General features: G+C 45.3%; 13 protein-coding genes. 4 read left to right on the top strand and 9 right to left on the bottom strand.

Going from position 1 to position 16,558, the window contains the following annotated elements; all coding sequences use genetic code 11:
* Nucleotides 1–23: 23 nt before the first annotated feature.
* From gyrB to dnaA, 4 genes are all read right to left on the bottom strand, one after another.
* A complete protein-coding gene (gene gyrB, locus D104_RS29745) occupies nt 24–2,447 on the bottom strand; it encodes a DNA topoisomerase (ATP-hydrolyzing) subunit B (protein ID WP_024024296.1) in 2,424 nt (807 codons plus the stop codon).
* Nucleotides 2,448–3,554 carry a DNA replication/repair protein RecF gene (gene recF / locus D104_RS29740; protein ID WP_024024295.1) on the bottom strand — a complete coding sequence of 369 codons (1,107 nt, stop codon included), beginning with the start codon at nt 3,552–3,554 and terminating at the stop codon, nt 2,448–2,450.
* A 94-nt stretch (nt 3,555–3,648) separates the two neighbouring features.
* The gene (dnaN, locus tag D104_RS29735) at nt 3,649–4,746 is read right to left on the bottom strand and encodes a DNA polymerase III subunit beta (protein WP_024024294.1); all 1,098 of its coding nucleotides are present in this window, start codon (nt 4,744–4,746) and stop codon (nt 3,649–3,651) included.
* A gap of 32 nt (nt 4,747–4,778) precedes the next feature.
* Nucleotides 4,779–6,335 (bottom strand): chromosomal replication initiator protein DnaA, encoded by a 1,557-nt coding sequence (dnaA, locus tag D104_RS29730; protein ID WP_024024293.1) that lies wholly within the window; start codon nt 6,333–6,335, stop codon nt 4,779–4,781.
* Between the two features lie 510 nt (nt 6,336–6,845).
* Between dnaA and rpmH the strand changes: the two genes are divergently transcribed.
* From rpmH to mnmE, 4 genes are all read left to right on the top strand, one after another.
* A complete protein-coding gene (gene rpmH, locus D104_RS37205; RefSeq protein ID WP_084035504.1) occupies nt 6,846–6,980 on the top strand; it encodes a 50S ribosomal protein L34 in 135 nt (44 codons plus the stop codon).
* A gap of 8 nt (nt 6,981–6,988) precedes the next feature.
* Nucleotides 6,989–7,387, top strand: coding sequence for a ribonuclease P protein component (gene rnpA, locus D104_RS29725; protein WP_024024292.1), 399 nt, complete (start codon nt 6,989–6,991; stop codon nt 7,385–7,387).
* 94 nt (nt 7,388–7,481) lie between these two features.
* Nucleotides 7,482–9,137 carry a membrane protein insertase YidC gene (gene yidC, locus D104_RS29720; protein ID WP_024024291.1) on the top strand — a complete coding sequence of 552 codons (1,656 nt, stop codon included), beginning with the start codon at nt 7,482–7,484 and terminating at the stop codon, nt 9,135–9,137.
* 149 nt (nt 9,138–9,286) lie between these two features.
* Nucleotides 9,287–10,666, top strand: coding sequence for a tRNA uridine-5-carboxymethylaminomethyl(34) synthesis GTPase MnmE (gene mnmE, locus D104_RS29715; protein ID WP_024024290.1), 1,380 nt, complete (start codon nt 9,287–9,289; stop codon nt 10,664–10,666).
* A 27-nt stretch (nt 10,667–10,693) separates the two neighbouring features.
* Here mnmE and D104_RS29710 read toward each other — a convergent pair whose 3' ends face one another.
* The 5 genes from D104_RS29710 to acuR form a co-directional block, all read right to left on the bottom strand.
* The gene (locus tag D104_RS29710) at nt 10,694–11,851 is read right to left on the bottom strand and encodes a glycerate kinase family protein (protein ID WP_024024289.1); all 1,158 of its coding nucleotides are present in this window, start codon (nt 11,849–11,851) and stop codon (nt 10,694–10,696) included.
* 84 nt (nt 11,852–11,935) lie between these two features.
* A complete protein-coding gene (locus D104_RS29705; protein WP_024024288.1) occupies nt 11,936–13,294 on the bottom strand; it encodes a GntP family permease in 1,359 nt (452 codons plus the stop codon).
* A 187-nt stretch (nt 13,295–13,481) separates the two neighbouring features.
* Nucleotides 13,482–14,636 carry a sugar diacid recognition domain-containing protein gene (locus D104_RS29700; protein WP_200866760.1) on the bottom strand — a complete coding sequence of 385 codons (1,155 nt, stop codon included), beginning with the start codon at nt 14,634–14,636 and terminating at the stop codon, nt 13,482–13,484.
* A gap of 141 nt (nt 14,637–14,777) precedes the next feature.
* Nucleotides 14,778–15,761: an acrylyl-CoA reductase (NADPH) gene (acuI, locus tag D104_RS29695; protein ID WP_024024286.1), complete on the bottom strand. Its 984-nt coding sequence runs from the start codon at nt 15,759–15,761 to the stop codon at nt 14,778–14,780.
* An 83-nt stretch (nt 15,762–15,844) separates the two neighbouring features.
* Nucleotides 15,845–16,510 carry an acrylate utilization transcriptional regulator AcuR gene (gene acuR / locus D104_RS29690; RefSeq protein ID WP_024024285.1) on the bottom strand — a complete coding sequence of 222 codons (666 nt, stop codon included), beginning with the start codon at nt 16,508–16,510 and terminating at the stop codon, nt 15,845–15,847.
* Nucleotides 16,511–16,558 lie beyond the last annotated feature (48 nt).

Genomic DNA, 16,558 nt, shown 5'->3' with positions numbered 1-16,558 from the left:
TTTTTGATGTCTAGATCAGAAAATCATACGTCTAGGTTCGCTACATTCAAGGCATTTTCTTGAATGAAGTTACGACGCGGTTCAACTTCGTCACCCATTAAGGTCGTGAACATCTGATCCGCCGCTACGGCATCGTCGATCGTTACGCGAAGCATACGGCGCGCATCTGGGTCCATGGTGGTTTCCCAAAGTTGCTCAGGGTTCATCTCTCCCAATCCTTTGTAGCGTTGGATAGTCATGCCGCGAGACGCTTCTTTCATCAGCCATGCTTTCATGTCACTGATGGTTTTCACCGCTTCACGACGTTCGCCACGTTGGATGTAAGATTCTTCGCCGAACAATTCACCTACCGTTTCAGACATGGTCACAATGCGCTTGTACTCTGGAGAGTTAAAGAAAGTGCCTTCAAAACGGTAACGGTTCGACACACCGTGGGACATGATGTCGACCACTGGTAAGAAAATGTTACGTTCGTCGTCTTTTTCTACAGAGAAGTCAAAACGGAAGCCCGTTCGTGCATCTTGTGGCATTTGGGCACGAATCGCTTCTACCCATTCCAGCACAGCGGCTTCGTTGGTTAGGTTTTCTTGTGTCAGCGGTTTGCAGTACAGAAGCTTGCTCATTACATCTTTTGGATACACACGTGAAAGACGATCTAAGTCGGTTTCAATGTGGATGTAATCACGCACTAATTTTGCGAGAGGCTCACCTTGAATCCCTGGCGCATCGGCGTTGACATGCATGTGAGCACCATCCAGCGCAACTTCAATCAGGTGTTGATCCATGGCCGCTTCGTCTTTGATGTACTGCTCTTGCTTGCCACGTTTGATTTTGAACAACGGTGGTTGCGCGATGAAGATATGACCGCGCTCGATGATTTCAGGCATTTGACGGAAGAAGAAGGTCAAAAGCAACGTACGAATGTGCGATCCATCGACATCGGCATCGGTCATGATGACGATGCTGTGATAACGAAGTTTGTCTGCGTTGAATTCGTCACGCCCGATACCACAACCTAGTGCAGTGATCAGAGTGCCAACTTCAACAGACGCTAACATCTTGTCAAAACGGGCTTTTTCGACGTTTAGGATTTTACCTTTGAGCGGCAAAATCGCTTGAGTACGACGATCACGACCTTGTTTTGCAGAACCACCCGCAGAGTCACCCTCCACTAGGTAGATTTCAGAAAGCGCTGGGTCTTTTTCCTGACAATCGGCCAATTTACCCGGTAAACCTGCGATGTCTAACGCGCCTTTACGACGAGTCATGTCACGCGCACGACGCGCAGCTTCACGAGCACGAGCCGCATCGATCATCTTGTTCACGATGATTTTCGCTTCGCCTGGTTTTTCCAGTAGGTATTCCGCGAAACGTTTACTCATTTCTTGTTCTACCGCGGTTTTCACTTCAGAGGAAACCAGTTTGTCTTTGGTTTGAGAAGAGAACTTAGGATCCGGTACTTTTACGGACACAATCGCGGTTAAACCTTCGCGGCTGTCATCGCCTGTTGTCGCGACTTTCTGCTTTTTCGCTAGGCCTTCTTTTTCAATGAAGTTATTTAGCGTACGAGTCAACGCACCACGGAAACCCGCAAGGTGAGTACCACCGTCGCGTTGTGGAATGTTGTTCGTGTAACAGTAGATGTTTTCTTGGAAGCCTTCGTTCCACTGTAACGCCACTTCAACCGCGATGCCGTCTTCTAGGTCATCACGTTGGCAGATAAAGTGAAATATGTCGTTGATTGGCGTTTTGTTGGTATTCAAATGCTCAACAAAAGAACGCAAACCACCGTCGTAGTTGAAGAAGTCTTCTTTGCCGGTACGTTCGTCTTTCAAGCGAATGGCAACGCCAGAGTTCAAGAAAGACAATTCACGTAGGCGTTTCGCTAGGATGTCGTAGACAAAAAGAATGTTATTAAAGGTATCTGCAGAAGGTTTGAAATGCACCGTTGTGCCGGCGCCGTCAGAATCCCCAACAATCGCCAATGGCGCTTGAGGTACTCCGTGAGCGTAATGCTGCTCGTAGACCTTGCCATTTTTACGAATGGTCAGTGTCAGCGCTTCAGATAGGGCGTTTACAACCGACACACCCACACCGTGAAGACCACCAGAAACCTTGTATGAGTTGTCATCAAACTTACCACCAGCGTGTAGGACAGTCATGATAACTTCGGCGGCGGAAACGCCTTCTTCTTCATGGATATCAACCGGAATACCACGGCCGTTATCCGATACAGAGATGGATTCATCTGGGTGAATAAGCACTGTAATGGTGTCACAATGCCCAGCAAGCGCTTCATCAATGGAGTTATCCACGACTTCAAACACCATGTGGTGCAAGCCGGTACCATCGTCAGTGTCGCCAATGTACATGCCGGGACGTTTACGAACGGCATCTAGCCCTTTGAGCACCTTGATACTGGACGAATCGTAATTATTTTCACTCATTTAACTCTCCTGCAAACCTTTGCTCAATAAAGACAGTTCGCCATTGTTCATTGAGAACTGGCGAACGTCCGTTGTGTCAGCCCAAGTAAAATCCGTTGTGTCAGGCTCAACACTGGTAATAAAAATTTGGCTGTTTAACGACTCCAATAACTGACACAGTTTCTGTCGGTGATTGGCGTCTAACTCTGCTGGTAAATCATCCACTAAAAATACCAGAGGGCGGCCCATTTCGATCAAAAGTTGTCCTTGGGCGATTTTTAGCGCGGAAACAACCAGCTTGAGTTGACCACGAGAGAGCGAATCTAACGCATCGCCTGTGGCCGTTTTAACCCGCAAATCCGCTCGTTGAGGGCCGGTATGCGTGTAACCCAGCTCAATGTCTCGCTCTCGCCCAGCCTCTACGGCCATTTGTAAGCTTTTCTGTGCGTCCCAACCTTGGAAGAACTGCAAATCCACCGAAAGTTCTGTCGATAACAAGGACAGAACGGTCGTAAAATGCGGCGTCAGCTTTTCCACATACGCTTTTCGAGACTCATTGACTTGCTCACCTAAGCGGATCAATTCCTGATCAAAAGCCGCTAATAAACTGTTGGAGATTTTACCACGTCTGAGCAAGGTATTCCGCTGTTTTAATGCTTTTTGCCAGCCTCGCCATGCATGAATGAAGTCTTTATCAAAATGGAAAGCGCCCCAGTCGATAAATTGACGTCGAATACTCGGTGAACCTTCCAATAATCGGAATGCATCAGGGTTAATCAGTTGCACTGGAAGGCGTTCAGCGAGCTCAATGACCGATTGCGCGCGTTGACCTTGAATACGCACATCAATCTGACCATCTCGATGACGTTGTAAGCCGACAGGAATCGGACTGCCTTGCGCTTGATGCAACTGGGCAAACACAACACAAGCGTCGTTGTCGTATTGAATGTAGGTTTTGTGTTTATGGCTACGAAAGGATCGACCAAACGACAGCAAATGAATGGCTTCTAATACGGAGGTTTTGCCACTGCCGTTTTGTCCGACAATCACATTCACTTGAGGCGAAGGTTCAAAACGCACACTAGAAAGGTTGCGAACATGAGAGATGTCCAAACGCACCAGCGGCATAACAAATAAACCTTACTTAGGGTAGGGAAGACCCGCTTGGCTATTAAATTCTCTAAACTGCCAAGCGGGTAATAGAACGATATTCTTGACGTGATTACAAACGCATTGGCATCACAACGTATTGTGCTGCATGGCTGTCTGCTTCTTCAATCAAGGCACTGCTGTTGGAGTCGTTTAATGACAAACGCACTTCTTGCGTATCGACAACACCCAATACATCCAACAAGTAGCCTACGTTGAAACCCACTTCCATGTTGTCGCCTTGGTATTGAACCAATACGGACTCTTCGGCTTCTTCTTGCTCTGGGTTGTTGGCAAACACTTGCAACATGCCGTTGGACAAAATCAAACGTACGCCGCGGTATTTTTCGTTCGATAGAATCGATGCACGAAGAAAAACCTGACGCAGTTCTAAGCGGTCTGCAATGACGATTTTCTCGTTATTTCGAGGAATAACACGATGGTAATCAGGGAATTTTCCGTCGACCAATTTAGACGTAAACACATAATCCGCCACTTTCGCGCGAATATGGTTTGTACCTATAACAAGTTCAACCAACTCATCTGTGTCGTTCAATAAGCGGTTCAATTCCAACACGCCTTTGCGCGGTACGATTACCTGAGCAACATCACCGCTCACTTGTGCATCTTCAACAGCGGTTGCCAAACGGTGACCATCGGTTGCAACAACACGCAACTGACCATCCGCGACTTCTAACAACATACCATTTAGGTAATAACGTACATCTTGGTTCGCCATGGCGAAGCCAGTACGGTCGATCAAACGACGCACGCTGTTTTGAGAAATAGAAACCGTCAAATCACCTTGCATGTCTTGAATGTTTGGAAACTCATCAGCAGGAAGCGTCGATAAGCTAAAACGTGAACGGCCTGAGCGGATCACGGCTTTTTGCTCATCCAGTGTGAATTCAATCACGGCGCTGTCAGGTAAGCTTTTACAAATGTCCATTAGCTTACGAGCAGGCACCGTAATACGGCCTTCTTCGCATTCATCTAATGGTACATGACCAATTAACTCTACCTCTAAATCCGAACCGGTAAGGGTTAATATTTGATCTTTAACTTCCACCAATACATTGGCCAAGACAGGCATGGTTTGCTTGCGCTCTACAACGCCTGCCACTAGTTGAAGTGGCTTAAGAAGTGTCTCGCGGACGACTGAAAATTTCATTATTTTCCTCGTAAACTCAAAGTCTTAGACCATCAGGTGGTCAGAATTCGCATCAATTGTTTGTAGTCTTCTCGGATATCCGAATCGGTATCTTGCAGTTCTTTAATCTTACGAATCGCATGCAACGCTGTCGTGTGGTCGCGACCACCAAACGCGTCGCCAATTTCTGGCAAGCTGTGATTCGTTAATTCTTTTGCTAACGACATCGCCACTTGGCGAGGACGCGCAACGGATCGACTACGACGCTTCGACAGTAGATCGCTGATTTTAATCTTGTAGTATTCCGCCACAATTCGCTGGATATTATCAATGTTCACCAGCTTGTCTTGCAAGGCCAAAAGGTCTTTTAACGACTCACGAACAAAATCCGGTGTAATCGCTCGCCCTGTAAAATGGGAGTTGGCGATAACACGTTTTAACGCACCTTCTAATTCTCGCACGTTAGAGCGGATTTTCTGAGCAATAAAGAAAGCAGAATCATAAGACAACTTGATGCCACTTTCATCTGCTTTACGCATCAAAATCGCCACTCGTGTTTCTAATTCTGGCGGTTCAATAGCAACCGTTAACCCCCAGCCAAATCGAGACTTAAGACGGTCTTCCAGACCTTGAATCTCTTTTGGATAGCGATCGCACGTCAGAATCATCTGCTGTCCACCTTCTAATAACGCATTAAAAGTGTGGAAAAATTCTTCTTGCGTACGGTCTTTGCCGGCAAAAAATTGAATATCGTCAATCAGCAAGGCATCCACAGAACGATAATAACGTTTGAAATCGTTAATCGCGTTCAATTGCAGCGCTTTTACCATATCGGCAACGAAACGCTCAGAATGCAGGTAAACCACCTTGGCATTCGGATTGTGACGCATCAGCTCTGTACCCACGGCTTGCATTAAGTGAGTTTTACCCAGACCAACGCCACCGTATATAAAGAGTGGATTGTACGCACCGCCTGGATTTTCAGCGACTTGTAACGCCGCCGCATGAGCAAGTTGGTTCGATTTACCTTCGACAAAGTTATCAAAGGTAAAGGAGTTGTTTAGGTTCGCACCATGATTGATCCCGCCTTCTACCTGAACTTTACGTTTCGGTGCCGCTAAAGGAAGCTGCCCTTGTTCGTAAGGTTCAAGCTCGCCACGCAAGCCTCTGCCATTAGCAGACAGGGTTAATGGGGCTTCGAATTCCAGACCCGCTGGTGGCGACCCTTCTTCGTCATCCATTAATCCAAAACCGGGACGATAACCGGATTCTCGAGCCACTTCATTATTCAAAGGGCTGGCAATCGGTTCGCTTGGAACAGGAGGGGGAGGAGGAGATGTCGAATTTATTTGGGCAAAGTTTTGAGCTTTAACCGCCAGCTTTAAGGCTGGGGCAAGATCATCGCCAGCAAACTCAGACAACAGCTCTTTTATGCGCGTTTGATATTTGTTACTCACCCAATCCAACACAAATCGGTTCGGTGCACTTAGGCACAACTCTCCATTCGGCATCATTTCAGCCTGCAATGGACGAATCCAGGTGTTGAATTGAGATGTGGAAAACTCACCCTGCAAACGCTGCAGACAAAGATTCCAATGCTCCAAAGACACTGTAGACGTACTCCCTGGTTGAGTGACAGACAAGCGGCAGATTTTACCTCGGCTATTTTAAGTTATCCACATATAAATAGAAAAAAGCCCTCCGACAGCAGAAATAAAAAAATGTTAATAACAGGTAAAGTTACGCACAGCGGGTGATAAATATTAACGGTGTGCATAAATAGGCTAGTTATACACACATAAAATTAAGCTTATTTTCACTTTACGCACAAGCAAAAGTTAAATTATCTTTTTGATTTTTATACACATAATTTATTATTTTCACTGTCCTGTGGATAGAAAAATTTATATTTGAATTTTTTATCCACTATTAGGGTAGAAGTCTGTGTGTAAGTAGTTAATCAATTGTGCAGTGAATTATTTACTAATTAGCGCGCTCTAAGCATTGAATTTACTGAAGAAAGGCTCTAAAATCCGCGCCCTGATTTGACAATCAAATGAAGAGGCTTGGCGGTCGCTAACCCTCAAAACTCAAACACTGCATTCAGTGAGAGAATAAAGATGAAAAGAACTTTCCAACCTAGCGTATTAAAACGCAAACGTAACCACGGTTTCCGTGCTCGTATGGCTACTAAAAGCGGACGCCAAATCGTCGCTCGCCGTCGTGCCCGCGGCCGCAAGGTACTAAGCGCATAAAACCGCTGATGACCGACTATTGTTTTCCCCGGCATGTCAGACTTCTGAATGCCGGGGATTATCAATCTGTCTTTAACGACACCTCCTCCAAAGTCTTCGCAGGCGAATTCCTTTTATTGGCACGAAAACGAGATGATAACCAAACTCGGTTGGGTCTTATTGTGTCTAAAAAAACGGATAAACGTGCGGTAGGCCGGAATCGTATCAAACGCTTGGTACGCGATTCCTTTCGCCATCATAAAACTCCCCTTGAAGGTCTGGATATTGTCTTCCTAGCTCGACAAGGCATTAAAGAGTTAGAAAACCCAGATCTGCACAAACGCTTAGAAAAAGCATGGGATCAATTGGCGAAAAAAGCACTAAAACCTTCTCAAAATAAAAAACGCGATCACTCTAAGCAGAAATAGGCTGAAAAAACTGCCAAAGGCTGGTTTAATAGCGCGTGATTTTTATAAGGGTTCTGTGAACCTATTGTCCAACCAAACAAATTAGTTGAATACCATGGATTTCAGACGTTACTTTTTATGGGGTGCGCTTTTTATCAGTGGCTACCTGCTGTTTTTACAGTGGAGCCAAGATTATGGTCCTCAGTCCACTCAAAGCGTAGCTCAAAGCACTCAGTCTCAATCTGAGACAAACACTCAAACGAGCGATGATTTGCCATTGGCAATTCAAAGCACAACCGAAGCCAATGCCGAAATTCCACAAAATGCGACTCAAATCGCACCGGGGAAATTGATTGAAGTCACCACAGATACATTACGTGTTGCGATCAATCCAGTCGGTGGTGATCTGGTTGAAGCGGCGCTTCTTCAGTACAAAAAAGAATTAGGTAAACCTGATCCTTTGGTCATATTGGAAGACGGCACTGAGCGTACTTATGTCACGCAAAGTGGTTTGGTTGGTCAAAATGGTCCTGACGCTTCAACAGAAGGTCGCCCTGTTTACCAATCAGAAAAAACGTCTTACACCTTGGCGAAAGGCGAAGATTCTCTTGATGTGAATCTGTATTACACCGATGCAAAAGGCGTGAAATACACAAAAACCTTCCGCTTCACGCAAGGCAAATACCGTATTCGTCAATTGATCACCGTAGACAACACCACGTCTTCTATTTGGCGTGGTAATTTGTTTGCACAGATAAAACGTGACAACACACCAGACCCAAGCCAAGCCACCAGCATGGGCTTACAGCCTTATTTGGGTGGTGCAATTTCGGATGAGCAAACCAAATACAGCAAGGTTTCTTTCTCTGATATGGCAGAAGAACCGGTGAAAACAACCACAACGAAAGGTTGGGTTGCGGTTCTGCAACATTACTTTGTTTCCGCTTGGGTTCCAGAACAAGGTCAAAAAGTAACATTGCAAGCGCGTACAAACGGTGACTACAACATCATCGGCTTTACGGGCTCTCCTGTTGAAATCGCACCGGGTAAGCAAGGAACATTGAGCTCAACGTTCTACGTTGGACCAAAACTACAAGATCACCTTGAAGATACAGCCGAAAACCTCGCCCTAACCGTTGATTACGGCTGGTTGTGGTTCTTAGCAAAACCTTTGTTCTGGTTACTGACGCTTATTCAGTCTTTTGTAATCAACTGGGGTATTTCTATCATCCTGATCGTTGTTTGTGTAAAAGCCATCTTCTTTAAGTTGTCAGCCACAAGCTACCGTTCAATGGCAAAAATGCGCAAATTTGGTCCTGAAATTGCCAAGCTGAAAGAACAGTACGGTGATGATCGCCAGAAAATGTCGCAAGCCATGATGGCGCTGTACAAAAAAGAGAAAATTAACCCGTTGGGCGGCTGTTTACCAATCATGGTGCAAATGCCGGTTTTCCTTTCTTTGTACTGGGTATTGATGGAATCGGTTGAATTACGTCACGCTCCATTCTTCCTTTGGATCAATGACTTAGCAGTAATGGATCCGTATTTCATACTGCCTATCTTGATGGGCCTAAGTATGATGGGACAACAAATGTTGAACCCAACGCCTCCAGATCCAATGCAAGCTCGCATCATGAAGATTATGCCTATCGCATTTACGTTCTTCTTCTTGTGGTTCCCAGCTGGTCTCGTTTTGTACTGGGTAACAAACAACAGCTTGTCGATCATTCAGCAGTACATCATTACCAAACGTATCGAACGAGAAGCGTAACGCACTCGCGTTAATCTGCTCTTCGATAAAAAAGGCTTCCCAATGGGAGGCCTTTTTTACGTTTAGATTGCCATGATTTCCTTGCTAATGGACAATGGCGATAATTACTACTCATTCCTTTTTTCCCGTTCATCGCACAGAGTTTGATTATGACCGATTTCCAATACGCCACAGACCAAGACACGATCGCCGCACAAGCCACCGCTCCCGGCCGAGGTGGCGTAGGAATTATTCGTTTATCTGGCCCCAAAAGCCTTGCCATCGCAAAGCAAATTGTCGGCTTTGAACCGAAACCGCGTTATGCCCATTACGTGCCTTTCAAAACGACGGATCAAGAACAACTCGATGAAGGAATCGCCTTGTATTTCCCGGGACCGAACTCCTTCACAGGCGAAGACGTTTTTGAACTGCAGGGTCACGGCGGTCCAGTGATTATGGACATGCTATTGAGCCACTGTGTTGCCCTTGGCGCACGCTTGGCGCGTCCAGGCGAGTTCTCAGAACGCGCTTTTATAAACGACAAAATGGACTTAACGCAAGCGGAAGCCATCGCTGACTTGATCGACAGCACGTCAGAACAAGCCGCGAAATGCGCGTTACGCTCCTTGCAAGGTGCCTTCTCAAAACGCGTGGACGAACTGGTCGAAGCCTTGATTCATCTGCGTATTTACGTGGAAGCGGCCATTGATTTTCCAGAAGAAGAAATCGACTTTATCGGTGACGGAAAAGTCGCCGCGGAATTGGCTGGGATTCAAGCCAAACTGCAAACCGTTTTAAAAGAAGCCAACCAAGGCGCCTTGATTCGAGAAGGCATGAACGTCGTAATCGCAGGTCGTCCAAACGCCGGAAAATCCAGCTTGCTAAACGCCTTATCCGGGAAAGAATCCGCCATCGTGACCAACATCGAAGGCACAACACGTGACGTCTTGCGCGAGCACATTCACCTAGATGGCATGCCGCTGCACATTATCGACACCGCGGGCTTACGTGACAGTCCAGACGAAGTTGAGCGCATCGGTATACAGCGCGCGTGGGATGAAATCAGCAAAGCCGATCGTATTTTAATGATGGTCGACAGCCAATCCATCGACAGCAAAGACCCAAACGAGATTTGGCCCGATTTCATCGACAAGCTTGGCGGCACCGAACATTTAACGCTGGTTCGAAATAAAGTCGATTTAACCAAAGAGAGCACGGGGATCGAAATAGTCTCAGGCGTCCCTGTGATCTCCTTGTCAGCAAAAACAGGTGAGGGTGTTAATGATCTTACCGATCACCTAAAAGCCGTTATGGGCTTCGACAGCACAACAGAGGGCGGTTTTATCGCTCGTCGTCGACATATCGAAGCACTCAACAAGGCAAAACGCTTTTTAGACGCCGGAGATGAACAACTTCACGGCTACGGCGCAGGGGAATTGCTCGCGGAAGATTTAAAAGAAGCGCAACAAGCGTTAAGTGAAATCACCGGCGCGTTTACCAGTGATGACTTGCTTGGCCGCATCTTTGGCTCGTTTTGTATCGGGAAGTAACCTATTTCCTCAGCAAAAAAAGGCAGATTAAAGTAAGTTACGACCTAGTTTAAGAATCGACGCAATGTTGCGTGATGTATTGATCAGATTACTCTCCGCTTGAGATAGCACATTATCGAGACTGTCCAGTGCGGGGATAATCGGGAATATCGCCAACATGCCGTAAGCCAAAATGGCATCGGCGTCGTTGCCCAAACTGCCCGCAATGCCAATGGTTGGAATTTTCTGAGCATTGGCTTGTTTTAAAACGCCCATGGGGGTTTTACCAAAGACCGTTTGACCGTCAATCCGACCTTCGCCAGTAATCACTAAGTCTGCTCCCTGTAACTTATTCGCTAAACCAACGGTGTCCATGACAATCTCAATGCCTGGTTTTAGCTCAGCATTCAGAAAGACTTTCGCGCCCAATCCCATACCACCTGCTGCACCGGCGCCAGGATCGAGGCGATGATCAGCAAAACCACTTTGCACCAGAACATCGGCAAAATGCGCTAACGTCTTGTCTAATTGCTCAATCATGTCGGAGGTTGCGCCTTTTTGCGGACCAAAAATCGCGGATGCTCCGCGTTCACCACACAAAGGATTATCAACATCACAAGCAACATCGAAGCGACACTCGGCTAGAAGAGGGTGCGCTTGGCTCAAATCAACATGGCTCAATTGTGCGAGCGCCATGCCGCCAAAGGGCAGTTCTTGATGGTTATCGTCTTGGAATTGAATGCCCAATGCTTGTGCCAAACCGACACCTGCATCATTGGTTGCACTGCCACCAAGCCCTAAAACAATGTGTTTTATGCCCCGATCGAGTGCATCTTTGATCAACTCGCCAGTACCAAAACTGGTCGTTAAGAAAGGATTACGTTGATCACGCGGCACCAAATGTAACCCCGAAGCAGACGCCATTTCGATCACGGCGGTGGTCGGTTCTTGACCGTCAGGCGCCCCCAAAATACCGTATTGCGCCATAACTTGACTGCCCAGCGGCCCTGTGACTTCAAGGTCAATGAATTGCCCCTGTGTTGCGTCAATCATGGATTGCACCGTGCCTTCACCGCCATCAGCCATCGGCACTTTGATGTATTCCGCGTCAGGAAAAACGTGGCGAAAACCCACTTCTATCGCATTCGCGACGCCAAGTGCGGTTAAGCTTTCTTTAAAAGAATCCGGTGCAATGATGATTTTCATACTTGTCCTTTTATGCTTTTGATTTTTAAACCAAAGCAAGAAGTGCGCCTATCCGTTTATCAAAATAAGCGCGAAAACAATCTATTAAAGTAAGAACAAGCTCAGAATGTACACAAGACACATTGCCGTAACACCCTGAATTAGCGTCGCCATCGTTTGAGCTCTATAAGCTTGTGATACGCTCATACGGCTAAATTGAGTGACTACCCAGAAGAAGCTATCGTTGGCATGAGAGACCGTCATAGCGCCCGCACCAATCGCCATTACGGTTAGCACTCGACCCATTTCACTGGCTAAGCCAATATCACCCAACATAGGAGCAACCAAAGCCGATGTTGCTACTAGAGCGACCGTAGAAGAGCCTTGTGCCGACTTTAGTGCTGCAGCCACGATAAATGGCATAAAAATACCAATACCAAGCGCAGACAGTGACGTACCAAGAAATTCACCAATTGGTGTCGCTTTAAGAACCGCACCAAAAGCACCACCCGCGCCCGTTATCAACAAAATAGGCGCAGCTACAATCAAACCTTGGCTAATACGTTCACTAAACTCTTCAATTTTTTTATCACTTTTTAGCAGTAATAACGATAAAAACAAGCCAATTAATAAGGCGTTAACGGGTTGTCCTAAAAAGACAAATACATCATATAAAGTCTCTTTTCCTAAAGGCGCGGAAGGAAAACCAGCAATAGATCCAAAACAAATCAATAAAATAGGTACAAAAATTGGCGCAAAAGCTTTAAATGGACTTGGTAATGCACCATAGCTTTGCTTTAAGATTTCGTAGTCTTGATTTTGAGTTTTAAGTTCATCCGCGCCTTCACCATCTGGTTCGACATTAGCAAAACGATTTGCCCACAACATGCCCGCCAAAGCGGCAACGGCAGCAACAAAAATCCCCACTAAAATAACCAAGCCTAAATTCGACTCTAGACCTAAGTTTCCTGCGGCGGCAATAGGGCCAGGCGTTGGAGGTACAAAAGTATGAGTCGCATAAAGCCCTGTTGCCAACGCAACACTCATGGACACACTGGAAACTTTCATGCGATTTGCCATCGACTGCTTTAATGAATTTAAAATGACAAAACCAGAATCACAAAATACAGGGATAGAGACGAGATAACCAATCAAAGACATGGTTAAGGTAGGAAAGCGCTTCCCTAAAAGCTTAATAACACAATCTGCCATGGTAATAGCAGCACCGCTTTTTTCTAAAATGGTACCAATAATCGTCCCTAAGACGATCACTAATCCTATATACCCAAGAATACCGCCAAAACCCGATGTGATGGTTTTTGCAATCGTAATGCTAGGTAAACCATAGGCAAAAGCGGCAATAAATGCGGCTAATATCAAGGTTAGGAAAGGATGAAGTTTAAATTTAGATGTTGCAACGACGATAAAGGCGATAACCCCTATCAAGATCAGTACTAAGCTCATCGAGTAATGTCCTTTTTTATTTTTAGTGTGGGAGTCAATGACACCTGTTTTTAGGACTTTTGATTATTCAATAAATGCACACCAGAAGCTTTAGACACTTGGCTGGATATTTGGCTATAAATCCTTCGGTATTTGGTCATTCGCACAAAAAATTTAGAATTAATTCGATGGAATGGTTATTTTTCTGTCATTGGTTGGCTATCAGCTGACCTAGATACAAGCTAAAAAGACCATCTAATGTATGAATATCGACTCGAGTAATGGCTTGGATCTTGTCTAAACGGTAACGCAGCGTATTACGATGGATATGAAGCCCATTTGCGCAGCGCTGCAAGTCTCCAAAATGAGTAATATAAGCAGCAAGCGTTTTCCTTAAAATCCCTTTATTATCAAGTGATTGAAGTTTTTCATAATGACTACATAAAACATCTCCTCGCCAGTTATTTTTAAGCCCTGATAGTAAAACCTGCAAAGAATAATCTTCGAAAAGATACTTTCTCTCTTCGTTTTTTACCTGTTTCCCAATAGCTAAGGTTTCTTGCGCAGTCTGATAGGAATATGCAATACCCTCAATGCTTGGAAAATAATGTCCTAAAGCGATTTTAGTGCATTCCTTGAGATGAGCAGGCAAGCGATTTAGTAGCGAGTCGATCCGTGTACTTTCTAAAATAGGATCCCATTGTTTACCATCAAGAAAAGCGGGCTTTAAAATAACCAACTGATTTAACGAGGTCATTGCAACCAAATTATCGCGCTCTGGACTCTGCAAAAGGTGTAATATTTCTTTGAGGTTATTAGCGCCATTACTGCTCTGTTCCGAATGCGAGTTCAGACCAATGACTTCAATAATGGCAGCAACTCGTGGGGTATCGAGAGAGATCCCTAGCTTCATGGCCCACTCGATAAGCTGAGGTTTATGGGAAAAATCGCCCTTAATCAGCTGCAGTATAAACTCTTCTTTTTGACGATTTTTCCATTGCAAATTGTCTTGTAGATTCGCTTGCTCAACTATCATTTCGGCGGTCATTTTGAGTAACTGGCCATATGGCGTTATTTCCTTAAATTCACCGGTAATACCAATAACGCCAATGATTTTACCTTGGTAATGCAGTGGTAAATTAATACCAGGCTTAACACCAATGAGACCAGAAGCCACTTCTAGAGTAATTTCTACCACTCTGTTTTGAGTGATAGCCAATAAAGCACCTTCATGGACAGCGCCAATACGCAAATTATCGCCGGAACCAAGGATCACGCCTCGGCTGTTCATCACATTAACATTGTGCCCCAAAATACTCATGGTACGAGTGACTATTTGCATAGCAATAGCAGGGTCTAACACGTCCATTGGAACTCCAATCAATAACAAAGTCGACATCATGTTACTGAAAATCAACGAGGTAAAACAGTGAGTTGGAAGTCAGCCAGACACAGAGTATAAAAATACTCTGTGTCTATTAGGAATAAAGTACTTTGTCGTATTCTATGATTTTACGTTAACCAACACTCGACCTCGTACTTGACCATCTAGCAATTTATAGGCCGTTTCCACCACGTCTTCCAATCCTATTTCCTGACTTATTGCATCAAAGTCTTGTGGTTGAAGCAATTCACTCAGACGTTGCCATGCTTCGATACGATCCGCCTTAGGACGCATGACGCTGTCGATACCAATGAGTTTAACGCCGCGTAAAATAAATGGCGCAACGGACGCAGGGAAGTCCATGCCTTGCGCTAAACCACACGCGGTTACGACACCGCCATATTTTGTGCTCGCACAAGCGTTGGCTAACGTATGGCTACCGACGCAGTCAATCACACCAGCCCAACGCTCTCTTTGCAAAGGTTTGCCCGGCTCAGATAAGCTGGCCCGATCAATGACGTCATTTGCCCCAAGACTTTTTAAATATTCGAGTTCGTCCATTCGCCCAGTAGACGCCACAACTTGATAACCCAATCGGTTAAGCAAACGTATCGCAAAGCTGCCAACACCACCGTTTGCACCCGTCACTAAAACTTCACCAGAATCTGGTGTAACACCTTGTTTTTCAAGCGCTAAAACAGACAACATGGCGGTATATCCAGCTGTACCTATTGCCATAGATTGTTTTGCGTCTATACCTTTTGGAAGTGAAATTAACCAATCGCTTTTCAGCCGGGCTTTTTCAGCCAATCCGCCCCAGTGCATTTCCCCCACCCCAAAACCATTCAACAATACCCAATCACCTTGGGAAAAAACCTCAGAGTCACAATGCGACACTTTGCCAACTAAATCGATGCCCGGCACCATGGGAAAAGATCGAACAACAGGTGATTTTCCAGTAATGGCTAAACCGTCTTTATAATTTAATGTGCTGTAATGCACATCGACCAAGACATCACCTTCAGGTAACTGGTCTTCGTTTATAGCCACAACTGATGCCGAACTTTTTTTGTCTTCTTGTGTAATCAATACACCTTTAAACATATCAACCTCACTTTTAGACCGATCGTCTATTTAATTCGTTAAAAAAGCCAAGCCTAAGCGCTTGGCGCTAAAATATAACAAGACTATTTCACTTTAATCGCCTGAATAAAGAAATGTAGAAACACAGATAATGGCTGTGTATTTTTCATTAAGCGTGTCCTATGAACCGCACCCTCCCAGCCAATCCAAAAGGCTTGAGATGTGTTTTCAATCGAGTCCAACAGGACAATATCACCTTTTTCTAAAGCAAGTTTAAGACTAGCAGCAACGCGAACCTGCCAACTTTGATAGGTTTGTTGAAGTTGCGCTCGAAATGCCTCAGACAAATGCGTCGACTCCTGTTCTAAATTTCCCACTAAACAGCCGCGCTTATAATTATGACGAACAATGCCATCTTGAGCGTCCTGCGCAAACCGCTGTAAACGCTCTAAAGGTGGAAAGGCGTCGTCTAATAAAAAACTGTCTAGTTTCGCTTCAAAATAACGACGATAACGCTCAAGAACCGCTAAACCAAAGGCTTCTTTGCTGGAAAAATAATAGTAAAACGACCCTTTAGGTACCCCGACAGACTTTAAAATAGGGTCGATTCCGCTGCGAGTAAAACCGGTTTCCGTTAGTACGAGCATACCCGCTCGTAATAACGCGTCACGAGTATGCATGTCGTCTGTTTGTGTTTTTTTTGGCCGACCTCGACGAGGTTTATTTGCTAAGTGTATCGTCGTATTTTGTTCATTAATGAGATTGAGCAATACGTCGCCTCGGTGTTTTATTTTCGAAAGAATCGATAATTTAGACCG

The sequence above is a fragment of the Marinomonas profundimaris genome (assembly GCF_000508165.1).
GTDB classification, from domain to species: Bacteria; Pseudomonadota; Gammaproteobacteria; order Pseudomonadales; family Marinomonadaceae; genus Marinomonas; species Marinomonas profundimaris.
Note: the sequence above shows the minus strand (reverse complement) of the source record. Positions and strands in the feature narration are given on the sequence as shown.